This is a genomic window from Prevotella sp. MA2016, from assembly GCF_000619825.1.
Lineage (GTDB): Bacteria > Bacteroidota > Bacteroidia > Bacteroidales > Bacteroidaceae > Prevotella.
This window is the reverse complement of sequence record NZ_JHUW01000010.1, coordinates 246799-272195: the sequence shown is the minus strand read 5'-3', so window position 1 is coordinate 272195 and position 25397 is coordinate 246799. Positions and strand designations below refer to the sequence as shown.

General features: G+C 47.6%; 22 protein-coding genes and 1 rRNA gene. 8 read left to right on the top strand and 15 right to left on the bottom strand.

The genetic code is table 11. The annotated features are described in order from the left end of the window. Together T360_RS0108685 and T360_RS0108680 are read right to left on the bottom strand one after the other, a co-directional pair. A 16S ribosomal RNA gene (locus tag T360_RS0108685) occupies nt 1-231 on the bottom strand; the annotation flags it as partial. A 377-nt stretch (nt 232-608) separates the two neighbouring features. Further along, nucleotides 609-2933 carry a transglycosylase domain-containing protein gene (locus T360_RS0108680; RefSeq protein ID WP_028912431.1) on the bottom strand — a complete coding sequence of 775 codons (2325 nt, stop codon included), beginning with the start codon at nt 2931-2933 and terminating at the stop codon, nt 609-611. Nucleotides 2934-3061: 128 nt separating this feature from the next. Here T360_RS0108680 and pyrB point away from each other — a divergent pair, with 128 nt between their 5' ends. From pyrB to glyA, 3 genes are read left to right on the top strand one after another with little or no spacing between them, the layout of a single operon-like run. After that, entirely contained in the window at nt 3062-4009 is a 948-nt protein-coding gene (gene pyrB / locus T360_RS0108675; RefSeq protein ID WP_028912430.1) for an aspartate carbamoyltransferase, read from the top strand. After that, nucleotides 4006-4452 carry an aspartate carbamoyltransferase regulatory subunit gene (pyrI, locus tag T360_RS0108670; RefSeq protein WP_028912429.1) on the top strand — a complete coding sequence of 149 codons (447 nt, stop codon included), beginning with the start codon at nt 4006-4008 and terminating at the stop codon, nt 4450-4452. The genes pyrB and pyrI overlap by 4 nt, the downstream gene beginning before the upstream one ends. A gap of 53 nt (nt 4453-4505) precedes the next feature. Then, nucleotides 4506-5786, top strand: coding sequence for a serine hydroxymethyltransferase (gene glyA, locus T360_RS0108665; RefSeq protein WP_028912428.1), 1281 nt, complete (start codon nt 4506-4508; stop codon nt 5784-5786). Nucleotides 5787-5826: 40 nt separating this feature from the next. Here glyA and T360_RS0108660 read toward each other — a convergent pair whose 3' ends face one another. Next, nucleotides 5827-8037: a S9 family peptidase gene (locus T360_RS0108660; protein ID WP_028912427.1), complete on the bottom strand. Its 2211-nt coding sequence runs from the start codon at nt 8035-8037 to the stop codon at nt 5827-5829. 67 nt (nt 8038-8104) lie between these two features. On the opposite strand from T360_RS0108660, the gene T360_RS0108655 reads away from it, so the two are divergent. Next, nucleotides 8105-9043 carry a TIGR01212 family radical SAM protein gene (locus T360_RS0108655; protein ID WP_028912426.1) on the top strand — a complete coding sequence of 313 codons (939 nt, stop codon included), beginning with the start codon at nt 8105-8107 and terminating at the stop codon, nt 9041-9043. Here T360_RS0108655 and T360_RS0108650 read toward each other — a convergent pair. Then, the gene (locus T360_RS0108650; protein WP_028912425.1) at nt 9019-9819 is read right to left on the bottom strand and encodes a gliding motility protein GldB; all 801 of its coding nucleotides are present in this window, start codon (nt 9817-9819) and stop codon (nt 9019-9021) included. The two genes, T360_RS0108655 and T360_RS0108650, sit on opposite strands and share 25 nt — an antisense overlap. Before the next feature lie 204 nt (nt 9820-10023). Here T360_RS0108650 and T360_RS0108645 point away from each other — a divergent pair, with 204 nt between their 5' ends. Then, a complete protein-coding gene (locus T360_RS0108645; RefSeq protein ID WP_028912424.1) occupies nt 10024-11265 on the top strand; it encodes a DUF4861 domain-containing protein in 1242 nt (413 codons plus the stop codon). Here the strand turns inward: T360_RS0108645 and T360_RS0108640 are convergent. Together T360_RS0108640 and mtaB are read right to left on the bottom strand one after the other, a co-directional pair. Beyond that, on the bottom strand, nt 11246-12268 hold the full coding sequence (locus tag T360_RS0108640; protein ID WP_028912423.1) for a glycosyltransferase family 2 protein: 1023 nt from the start codon (nt 12266-12268) through the stop codon (nt 11246-11248). The genes T360_RS0108645 and T360_RS0108640 overlap by 20 nt on opposite strands. Nucleotides 12269-12292: 24 nt before the next feature. Continuing rightward, entirely contained in the window at nt 12293-13648 is a 1356-nt protein-coding gene (gene mtaB / locus T360_RS0108635) for a tRNA (N(6)-L-threonylcarbamoyladenosine(37)-C(2))-methylthiotransferase MtaB (RefSeq protein WP_028912422.1), read from the bottom strand. A gap of 268 nt (nt 13649-13916) precedes the next feature. Here mtaB and T360_RS16365 point away from each other — a divergent pair, with 268 nt between their 5' ends. Together T360_RS16365 and T360_RS16215 are read left to right on the top strand one after the other, a co-directional pair. After that, nucleotides 13917-14087 (top strand): hypothetical protein, encoded by a 171-nt coding sequence (locus T360_RS16365; protein ID WP_197019292.1) that lies wholly within the window; start codon nt 13917-13919, stop codon nt 14085-14087. Next, entirely contained in the window at nt 14088-14237 is a 150-nt protein-coding gene (locus T360_RS16215) for a hypothetical protein (RefSeq protein WP_155949456.1), read from the top strand. A gap of 100 nt (nt 14238-14337) precedes the next feature. Here the strand turns inward: T360_RS16215 and rplI are convergent, their stop codons facing one another. The 6 genes from rplI to T360_RS0108600 form a co-directional block, all read right to left on the bottom strand. Continuing rightward, nucleotides 14338-14928, bottom strand: coding sequence for a 50S ribosomal protein L9 (rplI, locus tag T360_RS0108625; protein WP_028912421.1), 591 nt, complete (start codon nt 14926-14928; stop codon nt 14338-14340). Nucleotides 14929-14950: 22 nt separating this feature from the next. Beyond that, nucleotides 14951-15217 (bottom strand): 30S ribosomal protein S18, encoded by a 267-nt coding sequence (gene rpsR, locus T360_RS0108620; RefSeq protein ID WP_013064765.1) that lies wholly within the window; start codon nt 15215-15217, stop codon nt 14951-14953. 3 nt (nt 15218-15220) lie between these two features. Continuing rightward, nucleotides 15221-15565 carry a 30S ribosomal protein S6 gene (rpsF, locus tag T360_RS0108615; RefSeq protein WP_028912420.1) on the bottom strand — a complete coding sequence of 115 codons (345 nt, stop codon included), beginning with the start codon at nt 15563-15565 and terminating at the stop codon, nt 15221-15223. Nucleotides 15566-15873: 308 nt separating this feature from the next. Further along, nucleotides 15874-16578, bottom strand: coding sequence for a response regulator transcription factor (locus T360_RS0108610; RefSeq protein WP_028912419.1), 705 nt, complete (start codon nt 16576-16578; stop codon nt 15874-15876). 51 nt (nt 16579-16629) lie between these two features. Next, nucleotides 16630-18192, bottom strand: coding sequence for a sensor histidine kinase KdpD (locus T360_RS0108605; protein WP_028912418.1), 1563 nt, complete (start codon nt 18190-18192; stop codon nt 16630-16632). Between the two features lie 177 nt (nt 18193-18369). Beyond that, nucleotides 18370-20529: a translation factor GTPase family protein gene (locus T360_RS0108600; protein ID WP_028912417.1), complete on the bottom strand. Its 2160-nt coding sequence runs from the start codon at nt 20527-20529 to the stop codon at nt 18370-18372. Nucleotides 20530-20655: 126 nt separating this feature from the next. Between T360_RS0108600 and hemW the strand changes: the two genes are divergently transcribed. Continuing rightward, entirely contained in the window at nt 20656-21762 is a 1107-nt protein-coding gene (hemW, locus tag T360_RS0108595) for a radical SAM family heme chaperone HemW (protein WP_028912416.1), read from the top strand. Here the strand turns inward: hemW and T360_RS0108590 are convergent. Genes T360_RS0108590 through metA form a run of 3 tightly spaced genes read right to left on the bottom strand, consistent with a single transcriptional unit; the run spans nt 21759 to nt 25382 of the window. Beyond that, nucleotides 21759-22691, bottom strand: a complete 933-nt coding sequence (locus tag T360_RS0108590) for a hypothetical protein (RefSeq protein WP_028912415.1) — start codon at nt 22689-22691, stop codon at nt 21759-21761. The genes hemW and T360_RS0108590 overlap by 4 nt on opposite strands. Next, a complete protein-coding gene (locus T360_RS0108585; RefSeq protein WP_028912414.1) occupies nt 22675-24459 on the bottom strand; it encodes a U32 family peptidase in 1785 nt (594 codons plus the stop codon). Before T360_RS0108585 ends, T360_RS0108590 begins: the two co-directional genes overlap by 17 nt. Nucleotides 24460-24464: 5 nt before the next feature. After that, on the bottom strand, nt 24465-25382 hold the full coding sequence (gene metA / locus T360_RS0108580) for a homoserine O-succinyltransferase (RefSeq protein ID WP_028912413.1): 918 nt from the start codon (nt 25380-25382) through the stop codon (nt 24465-24467). Nucleotides 25383-25397: the final 15 nt, after the last annotated feature.

Here is a 25397-nt window from a genome sequence, read left to right as displayed (position 1 = left end):
CTATACCGGTAAACCTTTGATTCAAATTAGATGTCCGCATCGAATAACATAGAGTATTAATCCGACTTTCGCCGGGCTATCCTCTAGTACAGGGAAGGTTGGATACGCGTTACTCACCCGTGCGCCGGTCGCCATCAATCAAAGCAAGCTTCGATCATGCTGCCCCTCGACTTGCATGTGTTAAGCCTGTAGCTAGCGTTCATCCTGAGCCAGGATCAAACTCTTCATTGTATAAAATATCTTCGATATTTTCTACGAGTCTTCGTCGTCGCTCGGAAATTGAAAGCAAGCTTTCATTTCTCTCGCTCCTAGAAGCCTTGTAAAAATAATCATTTGTCTCTGATTCAGAACAACTATCCTTCAAGAAATTGAAACGGTTTGTTTCTCTTTTACCCAAGAGCATTTCTGCTCTCGCTTCTTGTACTACTTCTGTCTATGTAAATCTTTCAAAGAACTCTTTCTTTTGTTGCTATCGTTTGTTCGAAAGCGGGTGCAAAGGTACGACTTTTTTTCTTTCCCTCCAAACATTTTCCAAAAAAAATTCCCAAAAACACGAAAGTTTTCGGGAATGTTTACATTTTATTAGTTACACCTTATTTATATATATATCATTCGAATATCTCTTCGATGTCATTTTCACTTTCTGACTCCGATCCGCCTTCACCACCCATCGGACAGGGGTCGAAACCGGCAGGAACATCAAAAACATCACTTTCGCTATATCCCAAACGATAATCTTTATAAACTTGCTGCATATAAAGTGCAAAAATAGGAAGGGCTCCTGATGCACCCTGACCCATGGCCATTGAATTGAAATGGATATCGCGATCATCACCGCCAACCCAGCATGCATTGACCAACTGAGGAGTAAGACCTACGAACCATGCATCACTATTATTATTAGTGGTACCGGTTTTTCCTGCCAACTGACCAGTAAGGTTATACTTGAAGCGCAGACGACTGGCTGTACCGCCATCAACAACATTGCGCAGCATATAGAGCATCTTGTGAGCACTCTCCTCGCTGATGACCTCGTTCAAACGAGGCTGGAACTGAGCAAGGACATTGCCGTCGGCATCTTCGATCTTAGTAACAAACATGCAGGCTGCACGGATGCCATGGTTGACAAAGGCAGTATAAGCGCTGGCCATCTCACCCACACTGATATCACAAGGACCTAAGCAAAGGGCCATGGAAGGATGGATGTCGGGATTTCGAATGCCATACTCATGCAACAGATCGACAAATGCCTGGGGATTGAGCTTACTCATCAGGTAGGCAGAAATCCAGTTGTTTGACTGCTGAAGGCCCCACTTCAGGGTAACCATCTCGCCATAACGAGCCTTGCTGCCATTGCGTGGTGTCCAAGGCTGACCGGCAACAATATAGGTCTGCTGCACATTGGGAGCCTCGTCGCAAGGTGTGAAACCATTTTCCATTGCCAATGAATATAAATAAGGTTTGATGGTAGAACCAACCTGACGGCGACCTTCCATCACCATATCATAAGCAAAGTGCTCGTAGTTAAGACCGCCCACATAGGCTTTCACATAACCATTCTGCGGACAAACGCTAACGAAACCGGTACGCAGGAATGATTTGTAATATTTTATCGAATCGAGCGGTGTCATAGTGGTGTCGACCTCACCATGATATGTGAAGACCGACATCTTCGTCTTAGTGCGGAACGAACGATAGATCTCATCCTCACTGGCACCACTCTCACGGAGCACACGATAGCGCTCGCACTGACGGATGGAACGGTTCAGAATCTGATCGACCTGGGCGGGTGTGAGATTAGACGAGTAAGGCGCATTTTTACGACTACCCACCTCACGTTCGAAGGCCGGCTGAAGGAATTTTACAACGTGCTGATAGGCCGCTTTCTCGGCATATTCCTGCATGCGAGAATCGATGGTGGTATAGACCTTCAAACCGTCGGTATAGATATTGTAGGCACCACCATCGCGCTTCTTGTTTTTATTACACCAACCATACAAAGGGTCTGATTCCCAGTTAATTGAGTCGGTAATAAACTTAGCCATATTCCACGAAGGATAGTTGGCGCGGATGGGTTTCTTGGCTGTCATATACTGGCGCAGATACTCGCGGAAGTACTGGGCCAAGCCCTCCTTATGGTCGGCTACATGGAACTTCAGCGTGAGCGGTTGCTTACTATATTTATCATAGTCGGCCTCGGTGATATAACCAGCCTTCACCATCTGCATCAGTACAACGTTACGACGATCGCGGCTGCGCTCTGGATTGCGAACCGGATTGAAATAAGAGGGGTTTTTACACAGGCCAACCAGTGTAGCCGACTCGGTGATGCTGAGGTCCTTTGGCTCCTTGCTGAAATAGGTATTGGCAGCCGTCTTGATGCCGACCGCATTGTGCAGGAAGTCAAAGTAATTCAAATACATCGTAATAATCTCATCCTTGGTATAGGTGCGCTCCAGCTTGACTGCTATCACCCACTCGATGGGTTTTTGCAGCAGGCGCTCGACGGTGGAGTGAGCCTGCTCAGAATAGAGCTGCTTGGCCAACTGCTGCGTGATGGTAGAACCACCACCGGCACTCTTCTGACCCAAAATACCTCTTTTTACTATAGCGCGTCCGAGCGCAATGAAGTCGATGCCCGAATGATCGTAGAATCGCACGTCCTCGGTGGCCACTAGAGCCTGGATGAGCGATGGCGCGATTTTGTTGTAATCGACCATCACACGGTTTTCGCGATTATAATTCCAAGTGCCCAGCAATTTTCCATCAGATGAATAAATCTGAGTGGCAAAACGGCTAATGGGATTCTGGAGATCTTCGATGGGGGGCATATAACCTATCCACCCCTTATCAATGGCATAAAATGCGCCGGCGACAGATAGTACGGTTAATGTCAACAATGTCCACAAAAAATAGACAAATAGCTTTCTCATATACTCTTTTTGGTTACTTTTTGTAATATCTTTGAAATATCTTGGTGCAAAATTACTATTTTCTTTCAAAATACGGCACGGAAATCAGAAATATTGTGTAATTTTGCGCCAACAAAATAAAATTAGTGATGAAAAAGCATAATTTTGTGACTATTGCCAATCTCACAAGAGAGAAGATACTCTACATGATTGAGATGGCGCAAGAGTTCGAGAAGCATCCCAACAGAGAGTTGCTGAAGGGTAAAGTTGTGGCAACCCTATTCTTCGAACCCTCAACCCGAACCCGACTTAGTTTTGAAACTGCTGCCAACCGTCTGGGTGCACGTGTCATTGGATTTGCTGATCCAAAGATTACAAGTGGAACGAAGGGCGAGACGCTGAAAGACACCATCCTGATGGTATCTAACTATGCCGACGTGATTGTGATGCGCCATTTTATAGAAGGTGCAGCGCAATATGCAGCTGAGGTAGCGCCAGTGCCCATCGTGAATGCCGGCGACGGTGCCCATCAGCATCCATCGCAGTGCATGCTCGACCTCTACTCTATCTACAAGACACAGGGAACGCTAGACAACCTTAATATATATATGGTGGGCGACCTGAAATATGGTAGAACAGTACACTCGCTGCTGATGGCTATGCGCCACTTCAATCCTACATTCCACTTTGTGGCACCAAAGGAGTTGGCTATGCCAAAGGAATACAAGCTGTACTGCGAAGAGCACGGCATCAAATACCAGGAGCATACAGCCTTCAACGAAAAGGTGATAGCCGATGCCGACATATTATATATGACGCGCGTGCAAAAGGAACGCTTCTCTGACCTGATGGAGTATGAACGCGTGAAGAACGTGTATGTGCTGAACAACGAACTGCTGAAGAGCGCTAAGCCCAACATGAAGATTCTACATCCACTGCCACGCGTGAACGAGATTGCTTATGAAGTGGACGACAACCCACACGCTTACTACATACAACAGGCCGGCAACGGACTATTTGCACGAGAGGCCATCTTCTGCGACGTGCTGGGTATCACACTTGACGAAGTTAAAAACGATAAAACGATTATCCTATGAACAAGAAAGAACGCCTGGTTGCCGCCATTGAACACGGCACAGTGATTGATCATATTCCTGCAGACAAGACTTATCAGGTGGCCAGCTTGCTGGGACTTTTCACGCTGAAAACACCTGTCACCATCGGCTTTAACTACCCTTCTAAAAAAGTAGGTTCGAAAGGTATCATCAAGGTTTCGAACAAGTTTTTTACCGACGACGAGATTTCACGCTTATCAGTAGTAGCACCTAACGTGATACTAAGCATCATCCGCGACTATGAAGTGGTAGAAAAGAAAAAGGTGGTGACACCAGAAGAGATAAAAGGCATCGTGAAGTGCAACAACCCCAAGTGTATCACCAACAACGAGCCCATGCAGACCCACTTCCACGTGGAGAACGGCGTGCTGACATGCCACTACTGCGAGAAGGAGCAGGACATAAACAAAGTGGAACTTTGTTAATTGAACATTGAATATTGAAAATTGACAATTATTTATCCCCAATAAACAAAACAATGAACAGAGACAACACAATCTTCGAGTTGATTGAGAAAGAGCATCAGCGCCAGCTGAAAGGCATTGAGCTGATTGCAAGTGAGAACTTCGTAAGCGATCAGGTGATGGAAGCCATGGGATCTTACCTGACCAACAAGTATGCTGAGGGTTATCCTGGACACCGTTACTATGGTGGTTGCCAGGTTGTAGATGAGGTAGAGCAGCTTGCTATCGACCGCGTTTGCAAACTCTTCGGTGCTGAGTATGCCAACGTGCAGCCACACTCTGGTGCACAGGCTAACGCAGCCGTACTGCTGGCAGTACTGAAACCCGGCGACACCTTCATGGGACTGAACCTTGACCACGGTGGTCACCTCTCACACGGTTCGCACGTTAACACCTCTGGTCTGATCTACAACCCAATCGGCTACAACCTGAACAAGGAGACCGGTCGTGTGGATTACGACGAGATGGAGCAGTTGGCACTGGAGCACAAGCCAAAGCTTATTATCGGTGGTGGCTCGGCTTACAGCCGCGAGTGGGACTACAAGCGCATGCGTGAGATCGCCGACAAGGTAGGCGCTCTGCTCATGATTGACATGGCTCACCCTGCTGGTCTGATTGCTGCTGGACTACTGGACAACCCTGTGAAGTATGCTCACATCGTTACCTCTACTACCCACAAGACACTGCGCGGTCCTCGCGGCGGTATCATCCTGATGGGTAAGGACTTTGAGAATCCTTGGGGCCTGAAGACTCCTAAGGGTGTTACAAAGATGATGAGTCAGCTGCTTAACTCTGCCGTATTCCCTGGACAGCAGGGCGGTCCTCTGGAGCACGTGATTGCTGCCAAGGCTGTTGCTTTCGGCGAGGCTCTGCAGCCTGAGTTCAAAGAGTGGGCTAAGCAGGTACAGAAGAACGCTAAGGTGCTGGCCGACGAGCTCATCAAGCGTGGCTTCGCTATCGTAAGCGGTGGTACTGACAACCACTCTATGCTGGTTGACCTGCGCTCTAAGTATCCCGACCTGACTGGTAAGGTGGCTGAGAATGCACTGGTTGCAGCCGACATCACTGTCAACAAGAACATGGTTCCATTCGACAGTCGCTCAGCTTTCCAGACTTCTGGTATCCGTCTGGGTACTCCTGCCATCACCACACGTGGTGCTAAGGAAGACCTGATGATTCAGATTGCTGCTTGGATTGAGGAGGTTCTGAATGATCCTGAGAACGAGGAGGTTATCGCAAGTGTTCGCGCTCGCGTTAACGAGAAAATGAAGGAATATCCTTTGTTTGCTTATTAAAAATAGAAACCCCAGCCAATTGGCTGGGGTTTTTATTTGCTTATTTCATTTCTGCATTAAAATGATTGATGGCCTGACGGTATAGGTGGTTGCGCGTGTTGCCGCCTGAGATACCGTGATTGCGGTTGGTATATACCAGCTGTCGGAAATCCTTGTCGGCCTGAACCAATGTCTCTACATATTCGGCTGTGTTCTGATAGTGCACATTGTCGTCGGCCAGACCATGACAGATGAGCAGTGCGCCATGCAGATTCTTAGCACGGGCCATCGGGTTGACATCGTCATAACCACTGGCATTCTCCTTAGGAGTACGCATATAGCGCTCGGTGTAGATGGTATCGTAATAACGCCAACTGGTAGGAGGCGCGATGGCCACACCGGCACGGAACACAGGACGGCCCTCAGACATAGACATCAGAGTGTTCCAACCACCGTAGCTCCAGCCCCAGATGCCGATGCGATCCTTATCAACAAACTGCTGCTGACCCAACCACAGGGCTGTCTCTACCTGGTCGCGAGCCTCAAGCTCACCCAGGCGCAGATAGGTGCACTTCTCAAAATCGGCACCACGACCGCCTGTGCCACGGTTGTCGACACATACGCAGATATAACCCTGCTGACAGAGATACTGCTCGAGGATGGCACCATTGCCGGCCATGCCAACGCCCCACTGATTGAGCACCTGCTGCGAACCAGGACCGCCATACTGATACATAATAACAGGATAACGCTTGGTAGCATCAAAGTTGGCGGGCTTTACCATCCAACCATTGAGCTGCACACCCTCAGAGGTAGTGAAGGTGAACAATTCCTTGTTGCCCAGTTCGTAGTCGGCCAACTTCGTCTTGAGCTCATGATTGTCGATGAGCGTGGTGAGCTGCTTGCCGTTGTTCTGACAGATAGTGTACTGAGCGGGGGTGTTGATGTCGCTCCAGATATTGATGAAGTACTTATAATTGCTGCTGAAGATGGCGTTGCTGACACCAGCCTTCGGCGTGAGCACTTCGGTCTTGCCGTTCTGATGAGCCACCATCACCTGTTGCTCGGTAGCGCCTGTTGGGTTGGCAGCGAAATAAGTGTCGCCGGTCTTCTCATCGAAACCATAAACACTCTTCACCACATACTTATCATTCACAATCTGGCGCAGCTGCTGACCATTGAGATTGTAGAGATACAGATGATTATAGCCGTCGCGTTCGCTAGGCAGCAGGATGTGCTTGTCGGTAATCTGAATATCGTCGAGCACTTCTTCCTTGATATACTTCTGCACTTTATCCTCGATAGCCAGTTTGCAAACCGTTGAGAGCGGATTGGCCATATAGATGCGCAACACGTCCTGATGGCGGTTCATGGTGAAAATGGCCACCTTGGTGGGATCGCTGGTAGCTTTGATGCGGGGAATATAATCCTCGGCTTCAAGGGGCACCGCAATCTTACGTGTCTGGTGACTCTTGATATCATAGCTCCACACACTCACCTTCGAGTTAGCCTGTCCGGGCACTGGATACTTATAGGTGTAATCGCCAGGATACTCGGCAAACTCAGTGCGAGTTGGGCGCAGACCTTTGAAAAGCTGCATGGAGTATTGCTTAACGGCACTCTCGTCGTAACGAATCCACAGAATCTGCTTGGAATCGGCCGAGAAAACCATAGATGAGTTGGTAGAGAACTCCTCCTCGTAAACCCAGTCGGGGATACCATTGATAACCTCATTAAACTTGCCGTCCTTGGTAACCTGACTCTCGGCATTGTCGTAGAGCAGTTTCACCAAGAAGATGTTGTTGTCACGCACAAAGGCAATCTGATTGCCGTCGGGTGAGAAAACAGGTGTCTGCTGAGGACCACCATCGCTCAGCGGTTCGAGCTTATTGTTACGAATGCTATATATATAATAGGTGGCAGTGAACGAACGGCGGTAGATGGGCTTGGTGGCTGTCTGGATGAGCAGACGGGTGCCATCGGGGCTCAGGATATAACCATCGACACTTTTCACCTCGGGGCCACGAGCGGTGGTGGCATCGAAGAGCACACCTGTCTGCTTGCCCGTACGGAATGAATACGTAATAATCTTTTTACCATCATCGCTAATCTGCGCATAAGTCTCACCATCGGCCATCGGATAGACGGCGCTGATAGACTGGCTGCGGAACTCGCCACTGGTGATGCCCTTGAGGGTGATAGGCTTGCCTGCTGAAGCAGAAACAGCTATTGCCAACGACACGCCAAGCGAGAACAATTTCATTTTCTTCATAATCCTATTTAATTTTTACGGTTTCAGTTTGCAAAGATAGCGATTTTTTAGTTAACTTTGCACACTGATGGAATTAAATAAAGTGAATACACCCTATTATAACGACTACGGCACGTGGATAAGAGAGCAATTTAACTGCCGCGTACAGAAGATATCAATAGACGCGGGATTTACATGCCCCAACCGCGACGGCAGGATCTCGACTGGTGGCTGCAGCTTCTGCGACAACCGTACGTTTAATCCACAATACTGTAGGCGCCAAGAACCACTCAGACAACAGCTGGAGGCTGGCAAACAGTTTTTTGCGCACAAATACCCCGACATGAAATACCTGGCCTACTTCCAGGCATTCACCAACACCTATGCCCCACTCTCGCAGTTGAAAGCTCTTTATGAAGAAGCACTGGCAGTGGATGACATTGTAGGTATCGTTATTGGTACGCGCCCCGACTGCATGAGCGACGAGTTGCTTGACTATCTGGCTGAGCTGAGCAAGCGCACATTTGTGCTGGTGGAATATGGCATTGAGAGTGCCAACAACGACACTCTGCGCCACATCAACCGTGGGCACACTTTCGAGCAGTCGGCAGAGGCCATCCAGCGCACCCATGAACGCGGACTGCTGTGTGGCGCCCACATTATCCTTGGCTTGCCTGGTGAAGATGCCACGGAGAGTCTGCGACAGGCCCCCATCATATCTGGTCTGCCGATAGACATCCTGAAGATACACCAGATGCAGATTATACGTGGCACCCGACTGGCAGAAGAATTTGCCGCCAGCCCCTTCCATATCTATACGGTGGAAGAATACATTGACCTGATAGCCAACTATATACAACTACTGCGCCCCAACCTGGTGCTGGAGCGTTTTGTATCACAATCACCCAAGGAACTACTGATAGCACCACACTGGGGCCTAAAAAACTATGAGTTTACCAACCTGCTGATGAACCACCTGAGAAAACACAGCATCAGACAAGGTCAGTTCTTGCGGAATTCAGAATAATTATTGTTACGCAGCATCTGGTCGATGGTGAGATTGTGGTTCTTAACATAACGATCTACCATACGGGTATAGATGGTGTTGAACTGCTTACGACCAAGAGCCTGGTTGACCACCCAGAGAATCTTACCGATATGCATATCGCGCTCCTGCTGACTGAGGGCACGGTCCTGTGGCATGGGATACATGCTGAGGAGATAGAACCCAATGCAGTCGGGCACGATATAGCGGCGCGTCATCGTCTCAAGCTGACCTTTGGAATAGCCGTAAAGCGGATTCTGATAGAGCGGATAATCGCTACCCAGATACTTGTCGAGACAGATACCAATGGTGTTGTTGCCCACAATCACACTCTGATCGAGCGAACCTATCTGAGCATAGATCTCAGGCACCTCGATACTTGGGATATGCTCACGCAGATACTTGAAAGCTGAAGTCAGCTCCTTATTGATATCGTCCATACTAGCATACTGGCGCTCGGCTTCGGAAATCAACTCCTGCAGCGTAGAGTCCTGATAAAAACGCAAAAACTTAGTGTTGATCTCCTGATCATCAACCTTACCGATACGCAGCACATCCTCAATTAGGGTTCGTGTCTGCATGGGATAAGCCGTGTTCATCTGCTGCAAAGCTGAGAAATCGCCCGTGGTGAGATAGAGACTCTGGATACGATCATAGCGATCGACAGCCACCTCGCTCTCCTCGTCGGCTGTGAACTGCCACTCGCAACTGATGCATCCAAACAGTACTATCAGAAGGAAATAATATACTTTACGCACGGGCTCTATCAGTCTAATATTATACGTATGTTAAAATATTCGTTGCAAAATTACTAAAAAATATTTTTAAAACCAAATTTTAACCTAAAATATTTAAATAAAAGTATAAAAACATGCACATTTTTGTTTATTTGTGTAAAAATACAGAGCTATTTGAATGTTTTTACGTACTTTTGTCAGCTGCTAAGACAAATAAAAAAAACAATGAAGAAGAAAATGATGATAATGGCCCTAGCTGCCATTTACGTATCGACCGCCCAAGCCCAACAAACGCTCACCATAAGTGTGGCCAATCCATCGGCAGCAGCACGCACCGACGAAGCGGTGGTCATCCCACTTGACAGTTACGGTGAGGTGCGCCGAGCACTTGTTACCTGCGATGGTAAAGAGATAGCTTGCCAGTTGGACGATCTGGACCAAGATGAGGTGTATGACGAGTTGTGCTTTCTGGTTGACCTGAAAGCCAAACAGCAACAGAAATACGAGGTACAGCTCTTTAACGACGACTGTGATGCACCCAAGCAGTACCCTGCCCGTGTATATGCCGAGATGCTGATGCGCAACGACAAAGTGAAAGAGAAGAATAAGCACAATAACTTTATAGAAGCTATTACTGCACGTGGCGACTGCGCCAACTCGTACAATCTGCAGCATCACCATGGTGTGGACTTTGAAAGCGAGTTGAACGGCATACGTATCTACTTTGACAAGCGACAAACAATAGACCTTTACGGAAAGTTTGAGAAGCGCCTGGAGCTGCAGGCAACACAGTTCTACACCATGCCAGACCAGAAAGCTCAAGGTTATGGCGACGACGTGCTGTGGGTGGGCAACACCTTTGGACTGGGCGCCTTCCGCGGTTGGGACGGGCAACAGCCCACGATGATTGAACCGGTAGCTTCGCGCACTCAACGTATCATCTCGTACGGTCCGCTGCGCACCATCGTAGAGGTAGAGGACAAGGGATGGAAGGCAGCCCAAAACCGCCCCGCCATCAACATGACCATCCGCTACATACAGTATGCCGGTCATCGTGATACCGATGTGGAGGTTTATTTCACCAAGAAAAAGTTGAACGTACGTGACTACCGCTTCTCAACCGGCGTAATCAACGTAAAGGGTTCGGAGGAATTCAGCGACAAAAAAGGTCTGCGCGGTTGCTGGGGCAGTGACTACCCTACTGGCGACAGCATCAATTCGAAGCGCGAGACGGTGGGACTGGGTATCCTGATACCGACACAGTATATGGTGAGCGAGCAGCCAGCCAACAAAGACAACTATGCTTTTGTGGTGAGCACCGACAACAATATACTGAAATACAAGATAACCTATACGAGCGACAATGAGCGCTACGGCTATCACTCAGCCAAAGACTGGTTTAACTACTTGAAACAGTGGCGTAAAGAGGTGGAGCAACCGGTAAAAGTTAGCGTGGTAAAGCACTAAACAATTTGCGCCCTTTAGCGTAATATTGCCAGAGCAGGGAGAAATCCTTTTGCTCTGGTATTTTTTCGCCCTGGCGCTGCGCCTGGATTTCGCTGCGGTCAGCAGCAAAATCATGCTTCCAACGCTGAAAATCACGACGGGCACGATAGATGGCCTTGAAATCGCCCCAGTTATGGTTCATGAGGAGCGTCTGCCAGGCAGCCAGATAATCAAGGAACCAGCGCCAGCGCATCACGTACTGCAGTTCGCTATCAGGCAAACACTTATAAAGCATGGTGAGGTTGTTGCGGAAGTTGAGGTAGGTCTTCATGGGATTACCCTTGGGCAGTGTGCCGCCACCTACGTGATACACGTAACTATCAGGCAAGCAAACAATCCGGCGGCCACGGATGCGTAATCGCCAGCACATATCTATCTCCTCGTTATGGGCAAAGAAGCGACCATCAAGACCCTTGACATCCCAATAGTCCTTGGCGCGAATCATCAGTGCAGCACCGGTGGCCCAGAGTATGTCGGCTTCGGCGTCGTACTGACCATTGTCGGTTTCAACCGTCTCAAAGATACGTCCGCGACAGAAGGGATAGCCAAATCGGTCGAGATATCCACCGCTGGCACCAGCATACTCAAAGCGATCCTTATCAAAGATAGAGAGCAACTTTGGTTGGCAGGCAGCTGTTTCGGGATGGTTATCGAGATGCTCGATGAGTGGCGTGAGCCAATGATGTGTGACCTCGATATCGGAATTGAGCAACAGATAATACTGAGCCTCAATCTGCGCCAGTGCCTTGTTATAGCCTTCGGCAAAGCCCCAGTTCTTATCAAGCCTAATGCGCTTGACTTCTGGGTAGTGCTGCTCGAGAAATGCCAACGAATCATCGGTAGAGGCATTATCAGCTACATAGACAGTGGCCTCGTCCTTAGAATACTGCAGGACAGAAGGCAGATACTGCTCGAGCATCTGGCGACCATTCCAATTAAGAATAACTATTGCGACTTTGTCCATGGCTCGCGTACATTATTATATATATTATAGAGATGAGAGCTGAGGGGTGAGAGGTAAGAGATTTGCCTTGAGCGACTCTTTGTCACGGGTCAGCTCACCCAACTTCACCTTTATCAGTTGATTATCAAACTCGGGATTGGCATCCTTGGCCGACAACTCTACACGGATGTAGTTCTTTGTGAATCCATGCATGGCTCTACCACGGGTAGCCTTCTCAAACAGCACCTCGGCCTCCTGACCAATATAGCGCTCATAGAAACTTGTTGTCTTCTGGTCAGACAGTTCAAGCAGGCGCTTTACGCGCAGTTTCTTGTCTTTCTCAGCCACCACATAAGGAATGCTCAGCGCTGAAGTGCCCGGGCGCTCGGAGTAAGGGAACACATGGAGCTGGGTGACATCGAGACCAGCCAGGAACTCATAAGTCTCCTCGAAGCACTCAGGTGTCTCACCTCGGCAGCCCACCATCACATCAACACCGATAAAGGCATCGGGCATGAGTTGCTTGATCTTATGTATCTTCTCGGCAAAGAGCTCGCGGTCGTAATGACGATGCATGAGCTTCAGCACGGTGTTGCTACCACTCTGCAGAGGAATATGGAAATGCGGCATGAAAGCACGACTCTGCGCACAGTACTCGATAAGCTCGTCGGTGGCTAGATCGGGCTCCAACGAACTGATGCGGTAACGCTGAACAGCCTCTACCCCATCGAGCGCTTTCACCAAATCAACAAAACGCTCACCGGTTGACTTACCGAAATCGCCAATGTTTACACCGGTGAGCACAATCTCCTTACCACCTTCGGCAGCAGCCTCCTGAGCCTGAGCCACCAATGAGGCTATAGTAGGATTGCGCGAGAAACCACGAGCATAAGGAATGGTGCAATAAGTACAGAAGTAGTCGCAACCATCCTGCACCTTCAAGAAATAGCGTGTGCGGTTGCCACGTGAGCAACTGGGCGCAAAGCTTTTGATATCCTTGGTCTTCTCTCTATAATACTTAGCTGTATGACCACCCGTCCAGGCATCTGACAGGAACTGAACCAGGTTGGCCTTCTCATTAGAACCCAATACCAGACTCACGCCATCTATCTTAGCAACCTCGTCGGCCTCGAGCTGCGCATAGCATCCCGTGACAACCACAAAGGCACCAGGATTCTCGCGAACCAAACGGTGGATGGCCTGACGGCATTTCTTGTCAGCCACCTCGGTAACAGAACAGGTGTTGATCAGGCATATATCGGCCTGTTCACCTTTCTGGGCCGTACGTACACCCAGATCCTGAAGCATCTTACCAAAAGTAGATGTTTCGGAGAAGTTCAACTTACAGCCGAGTGTAAAATAGGCTGCTTTCTTGCCTTGAAATGCTGACGTATCTATCATATATATAAATAGGTGTATTGTTTGCGGGCACAAAGGTACGACATTTTTTGCAAAAAACATTCATTTTGGACGACTTTTGAGTTTTGTTCATAAAATACACTAAATTTAACATTTCGTAAGTCGCTGATTTACAACGTATTGCGAAAAAGTTACAAAAACACCCTAAAAAAAATCGAAAAAAATGATACGTTGTATTAAAATAATGCTTACCTTTGCATCGTTTTAATAAACAAATGATTGTTTTACAGATTTAAAAAGCATTAGAAAAATGAAAAAATTGGTATTTATGTTCGTAGCAGTTGCTGCTATCTCTTTCGCATCATGTGGTAACAAGGCTCAGGCTCCTGTACAGGACACTGACTCTATCGCTGAGGTAGTTGACACCGTAGCTGACAGCCTCGTTGCTGACACAGTTGCTGCTGATTCAGTTGCTCAGTAATTGAACGAACAATTGAGAGAAAAGGCCCGTAGGACTCAGTCCTGCGGGCTTTATTTTTATACCATCATCCATCACCCTACACCCATCACCTATCACCCTACACCCATCACCCTACACCCATCACCCTACACCCCATCACCCTACCGGTGACAAACAAAAATCCCGAGGAACGAATCCTCGGGACACTGTGTCATAATAAATAATGATGCCTTACAGCATGTTATTAATTGTTATGATTAATCTTTTTGAGTTATGCCTCAGCTGGAGCATCGATAGCCTCGAGAGCCTCAGCCTCGTCAGCAGCCTCTGCAGCCTCAGCCTCGTTGGCAGCAGCCTTCTTAGCATCAGCAGCAGCCTTGATAGCAGCCTCTGCGTCAGCAGCAGCCTTCAACTCGGCAGCATTCTCAGCAACTACCTTTACAGGGAGCTCAACGATTACCTCCTTGTGGAAGTGAACAAGAGCTACATAGTCACCAATCTTCTTGGCATCCTTCATAGTGATGATCTTACGATCAACCTCCTTACCGAGCTTAGCGAGCTCCTCAGCTACCTGAGCAGCACCTACTGAACCATAGAGCTGACCAGTAGCGCTAACTTTAGCAGCAATCTCGAGAGCAACACCATTGAGCTGGGCAGCCTTCTCCTCAGCAGCGGCCTTCAGGGCAGCCAGCTTGTGAGCCTGCTGCTTCAGGTTCTCAGCGAGAATCTTCTTAGCTGAAGGACTAGCGATAACACCCTTACCCTGAGGGATGAGGTAGTTACGGCCATAGCCTGACTTAACATTCACGATATCGTTCTTGAAACCAAGACCGATGATATCTTCTTTCAGTATAATTTCCATAATCTTGCGTCCTCCTCTTTAATTACTTCATCAAATCGGTTACGTAAGGCAGCAGTGCGATCTGGCGGGCACGCTTAACGGCCTGAGCCACACGACGCTGATACTTCAGAGATGTTCCAGTAATACGGCGAGGAAGAATCTTACCCTGCTCGTTAAGGAACTTCTTGAGGAACTCGGGATCCTTGTAGTCGATGTACTTGATACCGCTCTTCTTGAAACGGCAATACTTCTTCTTCTTTGTGTCGATAGAAGGAGCAGTCAAATAACGGATTTCACTCTGTTCTGCCATAGTTTAAGCCTCCTCTTTTTTACCAAGCTTTGCACGACGCTTCTCGGCGTACTCAACAGCATGCTTGTCAAGTTTAACTGTCTGGAAACGAATTACCTTCTCGTCACGACGGAAAGCAGTCTCCAATGTCTTAATCACTTCTGGCTCAGCCTTGAACTCTACCAGGCAGTAGAAACCTGTAGACTTCTTCTGAATAGCATAAGCCATCTTCTTCAATCCCCAGGCCTCTTCGTTGATGATCTCTGCACCCTTGTCGGTCAGGACCTTCTTGAATTTTGCGGCCGTTTCCTTCATCTGTTCATCAGACAAAACGGGAGTTAAAATGAAAACGGTTTCGTATTGATTCATACTACTTAATATAAAAATTAATAATGTTAATGCTTAAAAGCGGGTGCAAAGGTACAAATATTAATCGAGAAATGATAATTGACAATTGACAGTTGGCAATTATTTAATCTTTTTTAATATTTATCAATCTTTTTCTGTTGCCTAACGTGCAAAACAGCACCTAAAATTATGATTATCAGACCAGTAAGCAGCACTATATTATAGTTGGTTAGTCCTACTAAATAGCTGACAATCAAAAGGAGAGCACCGGCCAGAACCAGTGCTACTCCTAAATATGCTCTTATCAATTCTTTCTTCACTTTACGCGATTACTCGTCTTCTACCTCAGGGGTGATGAGCTTATAGCCCTTACCATGAATATTGATAATCTCAATCTGAGGATCGTCTTTCAGATGCTTGCGCAGCTTGGTGATATAAACATCCATAGAGCGTGCATTGAAATAGTTATCATCAATCCAGATAGTCTTCAGAGCAAAGTCGCGCTGCAGAATCTCATTTGAGTGACTGCAAAGCAGGGCCAGCAACTCGTTCTCCTTGGTGGTGAGCTTAGTCTGCTTCTCACCAATCTGCAGCAGTTGCTTCTGGGTGTCGAATGTGAACTGTCCAAGACGATATACAGTACTCTCGCGGCTCTTCTTACCCTTGGTACGGCGCAGAATGGCCTCAATACGGAATACAAGCTCCTCCATAGAGAAAGGCTTGGTGATGTAATCGTCAGCACCCAGCTTGAAACCTTCGAGGATATCCTCCTTCAAGGTCTTGGCTGTCAGGAAGATAATGGGCACATCGGTGTTGGCAGAACGAATCTCCTGAGCCAGTGTGAAGCCGTCTTTCTTAGGCATCATCACGTCGAGCACACAGATGTCGAATTTTGTCTTAAGGAAAGCCTTGAAGCCTGCCTCACCATCAGCACAGAGTTCTGCAACAAAGCCTTTGGCCTGCAAATACTCACGGAGCAGCATTCCGAGGTTCTCATCGTCCTCGCAAAGCAAAATTTTCAATTTGTCGTCCATCATCATTTTGTTTTAAATGTTATTGAATTAATACTATATTTGAATTTCACACTAATTTTCATCTTCCTTCAATATGGGCAGCGAGATGTTGAAAGTGGTACCCTTGCCCAATTCGCTCTCGCACTTAATCTCGCCTTCATGAAGGGTGATAATCTTCTTGACGTAGGCCAGTCCGAGACCGAAGCCTTTCACGTCATGCACATTACCGGTATGAACACGGTAGAACTTCTCAAAGATCTTCTTGACATTCTCTTTCTTGATGCCCTGACCGGTATCGCGGATTGAGAAGCAGAGACGGTCGCGCTCGTTCCAGGTCTTGATGTAGATATCGATAGGCTCATCGGGCTTGCGATATTTCACAGCGTTATCCATCAGATTGGTGATGGCGTTTGTGAAGTGAACCTCATCGACATAGATGCCCGAGTCGATGGCCTCAATATCAGTATAGATCTTACCACCGGTATGCTCTACACGCAGCGAGAACGACTGAGCAATGTTTTCAATCATCTCATTGAGGTCGAGCTCCTTCTTCTTGAAGATGATGCTCTTCTTATCGAACATTGACATCTGAAGCACCTTCTCTACAAGGAAGCGCAAGCGCTTTGACTCATCGTTGATAACACCACTGAGATGCTTGGTCATCTGTTCTGACTTGGTAACGCTATCATCGTTCATCATCTGGGCCGCCAGAGAGATAGAAGCGATAGGCGTCTTCAGTTCGTGGGTCATATTGTTGATAAAGTCATTCTTGATCTCGGTGAGACGCTTCTGCCTGAAGATCACCACGATGGTGAACAGAAAGGTGAGCAGCAGCACGAAAGTAAAAATAACCGCCGGAATCATGAAGCGCACACTTGAGAAGATGTAAGAGCCCATGTCGGGGAAGTGGATTTTTACAACGCCCATCTTTGACGACGGATCGTGACTGAACAATGTCTGCAGATAGACATTTTCCTCACCATCGGCAGCGTATTCCGGACAGCGATACACCTCGCGACCATCGGAGGTCTCTACACGGAAGTGATAAGGAATATTGATACCGTTATTCAGCAATTCGGTACGAATGTCCTGATCGAGCATCTTAAAGTTGATGCGCTCCTTAAGGGGCTTATCGCTAGCTGTATAGAGGATGCGATATACAACCTCATCAAGCAGGGCCTTCTGGTAGATATAGCGATTGCGAACAATCTCCTGCAGCGACTTAGAGGCCTCAGAGATACTATTCTTATCGGTACGCAGAATCATGGCCTTGGGCACGTTAGCAGGACGAATGGCAAAGGTCTTGAGTTCGAAACTGCTATAAACCGTGCCATCATCGGCTGCCACAGCAAACTGATGAGAATGCTTAACGGTACCGTCGAGACCATCAACCATCACAGAATCCTGCTTATATGCTTTTCGCTCAGTTTCCTTAACGTCTTTTTCCAGATAACGCAAGGTCTCGTTCATCTCCAGGTTGCGCGAAGCCTGATAGAGACTGCGCTTAACCGACTCGTCGAACTGCTCCTTCTTCATTTTCGCCATCTCTTCGATGTACGAGATCTGAAGGTACAGAAGCCCTACGAAAGAGAGGCCCATGACTATTGCTATAATCCAAATCGTACTTTTCTTCATATCGATTGCAAAGATAGTCGATTTCTTAAAACGCAAGGTCAAAAATGTTAATAATTTGCAGTTACTTTTACTATTTTAACAAGTTTTCGGATTTTTAGTTACTATATTTTAATTAAAAAGAAAGAATCCCCACTAAACAAATAGTGGGGATTCGAGCTACAATATGGATAGAAAATATTAATCTTCGTCTTTCGTTTCTTCCTCATGCTGCTTGATGAGTGCCTGCTGGATATCGTTTGGCACGAGTTCGTAGCTTGAGAAACTGGTTGTGAACGAAGCACGTCCACCAGTGATAGAGCTCAGAGCGATAGAATAGCTAGACAGCTCCTTGAGAGGAATCTTAGCGCTGAGCTTCTGATAGCCAGCCTCAGAGTCCATACCCATGATGATGGCGCGGCGTCCCTGCAGGTCGCTCATCACATCACCCATATAGTCGCCGGGCACGAGTACCTCGAGGTCGTAGATTGGCTCAAGCACCTTTGGACCAGCCTCCTTAAAGGCAGCAGAGAAGGCATTGCGTGCAGCCAGCATGAACGACAACTCGTTAGAGTCAACGGGGTGCATCTTACCATCGTAAACAATGACACGAACGTCGCGGGCATAAGAACCTGTGAGAGGTCCCTGCTCCATACGCTCCATGACACCCTTCAGAATGGCTGGCATAAAACGCATATCGATAGCACCACCAACAACTGAATTGATGAATACCAGTTTGCCACCCCAGTCGAGATTGATCTCTTCCTTACCCTTGATGTTCATCTTGAACTCCTGACCATTGATCTTGAAGCTGGTAGGATCGGGCATGCCCTCGGTATAAGGCTCTACAATCAGATGAACCTCACCAAACTGTCCGGCACCACCCGACTGCTTCTTATGACGGTAGTCGGCACGGGCCATCTTCGTGATGGTCTCACGATAAGGAATCTTTGGCTCTATATACTCAATCTGAATCTTCTCATTATTCTCCATACGCCACTTCAAGGTACGCAGATGGAACTCACCCTGACCATGAACAATAATCTGGCGCAACTCCTTTGACTGCTCAACTACCCATGTAGGATCCTCCTGGCGCATCTTCTGCAGGGCGGTCATCATCTTCTCAGTCTCACTCTCGTTAACGGCCTTGATGGCACGAGAGAACTTAGAGTTTGGATATTTGATGAAGTTGAACTTGTGCTCTACATCCTTACCATTCAGGGTATTACCGGTCTTCACATCCTTCAGCTTAACAGTGCAACCGATATCACCAGCGATGAGCTGATCTACCTGAATACGGTTGGCACCAGCACAAGCATACAAGGTACCGATGCGCTCCTTAGAACCACGATCAGCATTGGTAAAATCGTCGCCACTCTTCACACTACCACTCATCACCTTGAAGTAAGACACCTCACCAATATGAGGCTCAACACCGGTCTTGAAGAAATAGAGTGATGCAGGACCATTCACGTCGGCAGGAACATCCTGACCTGCGGCATTCTGAACGACAGGCATATCACTTACGAAAGGAACCACGTTGCCCAGGAACTCCATCAAACGGCGAACGCCCATGTCCTTACCTGCACAAACACAGAATACAGGGAAGATGCTACGTGTAACCATACCCTTACGGATACCCTCACGCATCTCGTCCTCGCTCAAGTCCTCGCTCTCGAAGAACTTCTCCATCAGCGTATCATCGCCGGCAGCAGCAGCCTCCACGAGCTTGGCTTTCATTTCCTTAGCCTTCTCCAACTGGTCGGCAGGAATATCCTCAATGATAGGAGCACCACCCTCAGGTTTCCATGAGTACTTCTTCATGAGCAGCACATCGATAACGGCATTGAAGCCAGGACCGGTTGCTATAGGATACTGAACAGGAACACAGTTAGGACCATAGATTTCCTTGAGCTGGTTCAGGATCTGATCAAAGTCGCAGTTTTCGCGATCCAGCTGGTTGACAAGGAAGATAACTGGTTTCTTCAGTTTCTCGGTATTTCGGAAAGCATTCATTGTTCCTACCTCAGGACCATACTGGCCATTGATAAGAATGACAGCCTGATCGGTAACATTCATAGCGGTGATAGAACCACCAACAAAGTCATCAGATCCCGGGCAGTCGATGATGTTCAGCTTCTTGTTATTCCACTCAACATGAAAAACAGTAGAGAATACAGAATAACCATATTCCTGCTCAACTGGGAAGTAGTCGCTCATGGTGTTCTTACTCTCTACAGAACCGCGGCGCTTAATGATGCCGGCTTCGTAAACCATACTCTCGGCAAGGGTTGTCTTGCCGCTACCCGCACTGCCAATGAGTGCAATGTTTTTGATTTCGTTAGTTTGATATACTTTCATATCGTTTCAGTTTTAGGTGAATACTTATTTATCGGCCACTAAATTAGGTATTTTTCGAGAAAACACCAAAAGATTCTTTCAAATATTAAACTAAATTAGTAATTTTGTGCCCAAATTACAGAGAAAATGACAGGATTATACGTACATATACCTTTTTGTAGCAGCAGATGCGTGTATTGCGGCTTCTATTCTACCACAGGATTGGAGCTTCGCGATAGGTATGTAGAGGCTGTATGCAAAGAGATGGCAATGAGATTTTCGGCCAATCCTATCAGTACAATCTATTTGGGCGGAGGCACCCCAAGCCAACTATCCATTGAACAGCTAAAAAAGATTTTTGATACTGCCTATATATATAATAAGGTGGAAAAAGAGGCTGAGATAACAATGGAAATGAACCCCGACGATGTGACAGAGGAATTGGCTGCAGCCTTGCAGCAACTGCCCGTGAACCGCATCAGCATGGGGGCACAGACCTTCGACGATGAACGATTGCGATTTTTGCGCCGGCGCCACTCATCCTCACAGGTGCACCAAGCCGTTAAGACATTGCGACAAGCTGGATTCAAGAATATCAGTATCGACTTGATGTATGGTTTTCCCAATCAGACACTCGCAGAATGGCAGAGCGATATAGACAAGGCGCTTGAGTTGAATGTGGAACATATATCAACCTATTGTCTGATGTATGAAGAGGGCACCCCACTCTATCGCCTATTAGAACTTGGCAAGGTGACTGAGATTGACGAAGAACTGGAGCGACAGATGTATTATACGCTGATCGACCGTTTGAAGGCAGCTGGCTACGAGCACTATGAGATTTCGAACTTTGCCCGCCCTGGCTATCGCTCACGCCACAACAGCAGTTACTGGAAAGGTATTCCGTATATCGGCATCGGTGCCGCCGCACACTCTTACGACATCCAAACCCGCAGTTGGAACATTGATAACATCCACGACTATATTGCTGGCATAGAACAAGGCAAACGCATCTTCGACGCAGAAACACTTGATGAAGATACACGCTACAACGATGCAGTAACGGTGGCCTTGCGTACTTGTGAGGGACTTGACCTGACAAAGCTAACGCCCAAGCAGCAACAATACTGCCTGCGCAATGCCCAGCGACACCTGGAGGCTGGTTTGCTGAAATTGAACCAGCAGCAACTTTCGCTCACAAAAGACGGACTGTTTGTGAGCGACCTGATTATGAGCGATCTGATGCTGGTTTAGAGTTTCAAACGCTTGATGGCGAAATAATAGTAGGCTATCAGCAACGGGTAACCTATATAATATAAGGTGGTGATGCTGAATACAACGTAAATGACAGCACACACAGCGGCCAACCCTACCAGATACAGGATGGCTTCGCCAAGAGGCAGACGATGATAGACATCATCTACAGCCGCCAGTCCAACGATGATGATGGCCCAAACCGACGATATGAAGACGCCCAACCAGAAAGGTAAGGCAAACGGATTGAGCGAAGGATGATAATAGAAATGACGCCAAGTCTCGGGTGCAAACAGTTGAATGCTGCTATACAACACTGCCGATGAAGCTATGAGCAGACACAGTGCTGTGGGATAAGCAGATGCTATATCATTGAAATGCACAATCTTACTACCCTTTCTCATCAGGCGGCGAAGACCGTAGGCGGCTCCCGTAAGAACACAGAAAGCCATGAACACCAACAGATGCTTGTCGGAGAAATAGTCGATGAACTGACTGATGGGGTCATCGGGCGACACTTTGGCCAGCAACTCATTCTCGTGTACCCATCCGAAAGTAAGTTGGTCGCGGGCCACCTTAACCCATATAGAATCAATGGTGTCGGAAGGGACGGTCTTGATATCTGCTACAACCACATGTTCGTTGCGTCGCAACGTGATGGAGTCCTTACGCATCTCCTCGCCCATCGACTCGAGCTCGATACTGATGACATCGGGCACCGACATATCATTGGGCTGCTGCTCTACCACCACCAACGAATCACCCGTGACCACAAAATTGTAGTTCTGAGTATAATGATGGGTGGTGTAAAAGGAGATAGAGTCAAGCTGTTTCTCAGTAAGATCCCAAGCGTCTGACGTGATTGGGCCGCGGTTATAGCAGCCACACAACAGCAACAAGAGGCATAACAGACTAACGAGTTGACGCATAAACATTCATTTGACAATGCTGACAATCGAACTCAAGACGGAAACGGCGTCCATCGCCTAAAACCAGAGAGAGCGGCTCACGCCATGTAGGGCGCTTGCCACCACGTTTCACACAATAGCCCAACGAATAGCGCAAACAATGACGGCACTGCATGATAGGTCCGTCGCCACCTTTCAACTCGAAGGCCGAAAGTTCGTTGGTGCCATAAAAGGCTGCTGCCTGGTGGTTGGATATATTATTCTGATAACTTAATGTTTTCACACCTGAGTTTACACCTACCTTTGCCTTCTTCACCACACGTTTAGGCTGACAAAGCGCATCTACCAACTGACGACGCATATCCGACAGCTGACTATTGGGGATGAAGAAATTAAAGTCGACCGGTACCTCAACCGCCTGACACTCATAGATGGTATCACCTAACTTTGAAAGTTGACGAATGATATTCTCACGAGGCGACTTCTGAGCCAACTGATGCTCGGCCTTAAAGTGCAAGGAAACGCCTTCGGCACTCAACTCGAAACCATCCTCAACAGCTCGCAGCGCTATAGTAACGGGAATCTTACGTGTGGCACTGGGTTTAGAGAGGACACGCTCAAACTCCTGGTCGTTATTGCGATAGAGCGACATACCAGGACGCAAACCGGCTGGCATCTTGAAAGGATAAATCCTATTGCCCACCACACGATTGGCGCGGAAGCCTTCGAACTGGCGATCGGCATTCAAGAAACAGAGTCCGTCGCCATTAGCAAAACTGGCTGTTCCTGCCACATTGAATGAATCGTGCCTTATCTCTTTCACCTTTCCAACAAACTCACCTACAGCCTTAGGCGTATCGAACGAGGCGATATTAGGTTGACGCCCATTAACGAAATAAGTGGTATAACCACGATTGAAGGTACGATTGAGATTGGGGGTAAACGTATATTCGCAATGGCCTTTTGATGCTCGGCAGTAAGTATCTGGATGCTTACGGATATAGGCATTCAGTCGCTCGCTATAAGCAGCTGTGACATTCTTCACATAAGTCACATCCTTGAGTCGGCCTTCGATTTTAAACGAAACGGCACCTGCTTCAATCAACTTTTCAAGATTATCGCTCTGGTTCATATCCTTGAGCGAGAGCAGGTAGCGTTCGCGCTCAATCTCTGCCCCATCGGCATCTACCAATGAGAAACGCATACGACAGAACTGGGCACACTCACCGCGGTTGGCACTGCGCTGGAAACAATGCTGAGAAGCATAACAGATGCCAGAATAGCTCACACACAAAGCGCCATGAACAAACACCTCTAACTCTACGTCGGGCACCTGGCGATGAATATCAGCAATCTCTTCGGCCGACAACTCACGTGCCAAGACAGCACGCGTGAAGCCCAACTGACGCAGCCACTTCACCTTATCGGCAGTGCGGTTATCAGTCTGAGTAGAGGCATGAATCTCGAAAGGTTTGCCGTCCATAAACTGCAGTAAGCCCATATCCTGCACCAAGATGGCATCAACGCCAATCCCGGCCAATTGGTCTATCAGGCAATGCACCTCTTCAAGTTCATCGTCATAAACAATGGTATTGAGTGTGACGTAGATTTTGGCGCCAAACAGATGGGCATAATTACAAAGCTGCTGAATATCGTCGATACTATTACCAACAGCAGCTCGGGCACCAAACTTTGGGGCACCAATATACACAGCATCGGCACCATGATCGATGGCTGCCATGCCACACGCCAGATTCTTGGCTGGAGCTAAAAGTTCTAATGCTGTCACTAGGCCTACTTGATTTCGTCGATATTATACGGTGTCTCCTGGTAAACATAATAGTTTATCCAGTTAGAATAGAGCAAGTTGGCATGTGCACGCCAAGTAACTATAGGCGGATTATCAGGATTATCATCACGATAATAATTCTTTGGCATGTCCACATCATCGCGAACGCCACGGTCGCGCTTGTACTCGTTGTCAAGTGTGTTTGGTGCATACTCCAGATGACCAGTGATAAAGAACTCTCGACCACCACGGGCCATCACCATACTGACTCCACTCTCTGACGATTCTGCCAGGAGCTGGAGCTCAGGATTAGCCAAGATGTCATCGCGATGTACCTCTGTATGCCTACTATGTGGCATCATAAACACATCGTCGAACCCACGGAAGATGGGCAGTTTGGTGTCAACAGGTGATTGGGGGAAGATGCCAAACATCTTCTTTTCCAACGGATATTTGGGCACACCATAATGGTAATAAAGTCCGGCCTGAGCTGCCCAACATATATATAAGGTACTGGTGACGTGGGTTTTAGCCCATTCGAAGATTTCCTTAATCTCGTCCCAGTAAGTTACTTCTTCAAAATCCATTGTCTCAACAGGTGCACCTGTAATAATCATGCCATCGTACTTCTCATGACGCATCACCTCGAAATCACGGTAGAACATCATCATATGTTCTATCGGGGTGTTCTTGGGAGTATGGCTCTTTAATTTCATAAAATCAATCTCCAACTGCAAAGGCGTGTTGGAAAGCAGGCGCACCAAATCTGTCTCTGTTGTAATCTTCAGAGGCATCAGGTTCAAAATTACTATTTTTAGCGGACGTATATCCTGAGTTGTTGCCCGCGAGTTATCCATCACAAAGATATTCTCATTTTTCAGAATATCGATAGCGGGTAGTCTGTCTGGTAATCTTAGTGGCATTCTGTTTTGTCTATC

What these genes read in the sequence shown, in the direction of transcription:
- metA (WP_028912413.1), bottom strand. Translation starts at nt 25,382, where the DNA reads ATGCCACTAAGATTACCAGACAGACTACCCGCTATCGATATTCTGAAA.
- rpsF (WP_028912420.1), bottom strand. Translation starts at nt 15,565, where the DNA reads ATGAATCAATACGAAACCGTTTTCATTTTAACTCCCGTTTTGTCTGAT.
- hemW (WP_028912416.1), top strand. Translation starts at nt 20,656, where the DNA reads ATGACAGGATTATACGTACATATACCTTTTTGTAGCAGCAGATGCGTG.
- T360_RS0108660 (WP_028912427.1), bottom strand. Translation starts at nt 8,037, where the DNA reads ATGAAGAAAATGAAATTGTTCTCGCTTGGCGTGTCGTTGGCAATAGCT.
- T360_RS0108590 (WP_028912415.1), bottom strand. Translation starts at nt 22,691, where the DNA reads ATGCGTCAACTCGTTAGTCTGTTATGCCTCTTGTTGCTGTTGTGTGGC.
- T360_RS0108605 (WP_028912418.1), bottom strand. Translation starts at nt 18,192, where the DNA reads ATGAAGAAAAGTACGATTTGGATTATAGCAATAGTCATGGGCCTCTCT.
- T360_RS16365 (WP_197019292.1), top strand. Translation starts at nt 13,917, where the DNA reads ATGAAAAAATTGGTATTTATGTTCGTAGCAGTTGCTGCTATCTCTTTC.
- T360_RS0108680 (WP_028912431.1), bottom strand. Translation starts at nt 2,933, where the DNA reads ATGAGAAAGCTATTTGTCTATTTTTTGTGGACATTGTTGACATTAACC.
- T360_RS0108655 (WP_028912426.1), top strand. Translation starts at nt 8,105, where the DNA reads ATGGAATTAAATAAAGTGAATACACCCTATTATAACGACTACGGCACG.
- T360_RS0108600 (WP_028912417.1), bottom strand. Translation starts at nt 20,529, where the DNA reads ATGAAAGTATATCAAACTAACGAAATCAAAAACATTGCACTCATTGGC.
- pyrB (WP_028912430.1), top strand. Translation starts at nt 3,062, where the DNA reads ATGAAAAAGCATAATTTTGTGACTATTGCCAATCTCACAAGAGAGAAG.
- T360_RS0108640 (WP_028912423.1), bottom strand. Translation starts at nt 12,268, where the DNA reads ATGGACAAAGTCGCAATAGTTATTCTTAATTGGAATGGTCGCCAGATG.
- mtaB (WP_028912422.1), bottom strand. Translation starts at nt 13,648, where the DNA reads ATGATAGATACGTCAGCATTTCAAGGCAAGAAAGCAGCCTATTTTACA.
- T360_RS0108645 (WP_028912424.1), top strand. Translation starts at nt 10,024, where the DNA reads ATGAAGAAGAAAATGATGATAATGGCCCTAGCTGCCATTTACGTATCG.
- pyrI (WP_028912429.1), top strand. Translation starts at nt 4,006, where the DNA reads ATGAACAAGAAAGAACGCCTGGTTGCCGCCATTGAACACGGCACAGTG.
- glyA (WP_028912428.1), top strand. Translation starts at nt 4,506, where the DNA reads ATGAACAGAGACAACACAATCTTCGAGTTGATTGAGAAAGAGCATCAG.
- rplI (WP_028912421.1), bottom strand. Translation starts at nt 14,928, where the DNA reads ATGGAAATTATACTGAAAGAAGATATCATCGGTCTTGGTTTCAAGAAC.
- rpsR (WP_013064765.1), bottom strand. Translation starts at nt 15,217, where the DNA reads ATGGCAGAACAGAGTGAAATCCGTTATTTGACTGCTCCTTCTATCGAC.
- T360_RS0108610 (WP_028912419.1), bottom strand. Translation starts at nt 16,578, where the DNA reads ATGGACGACAAATTGAAAATTTTGCTTTGCGAGGACGATGAGAACCTC.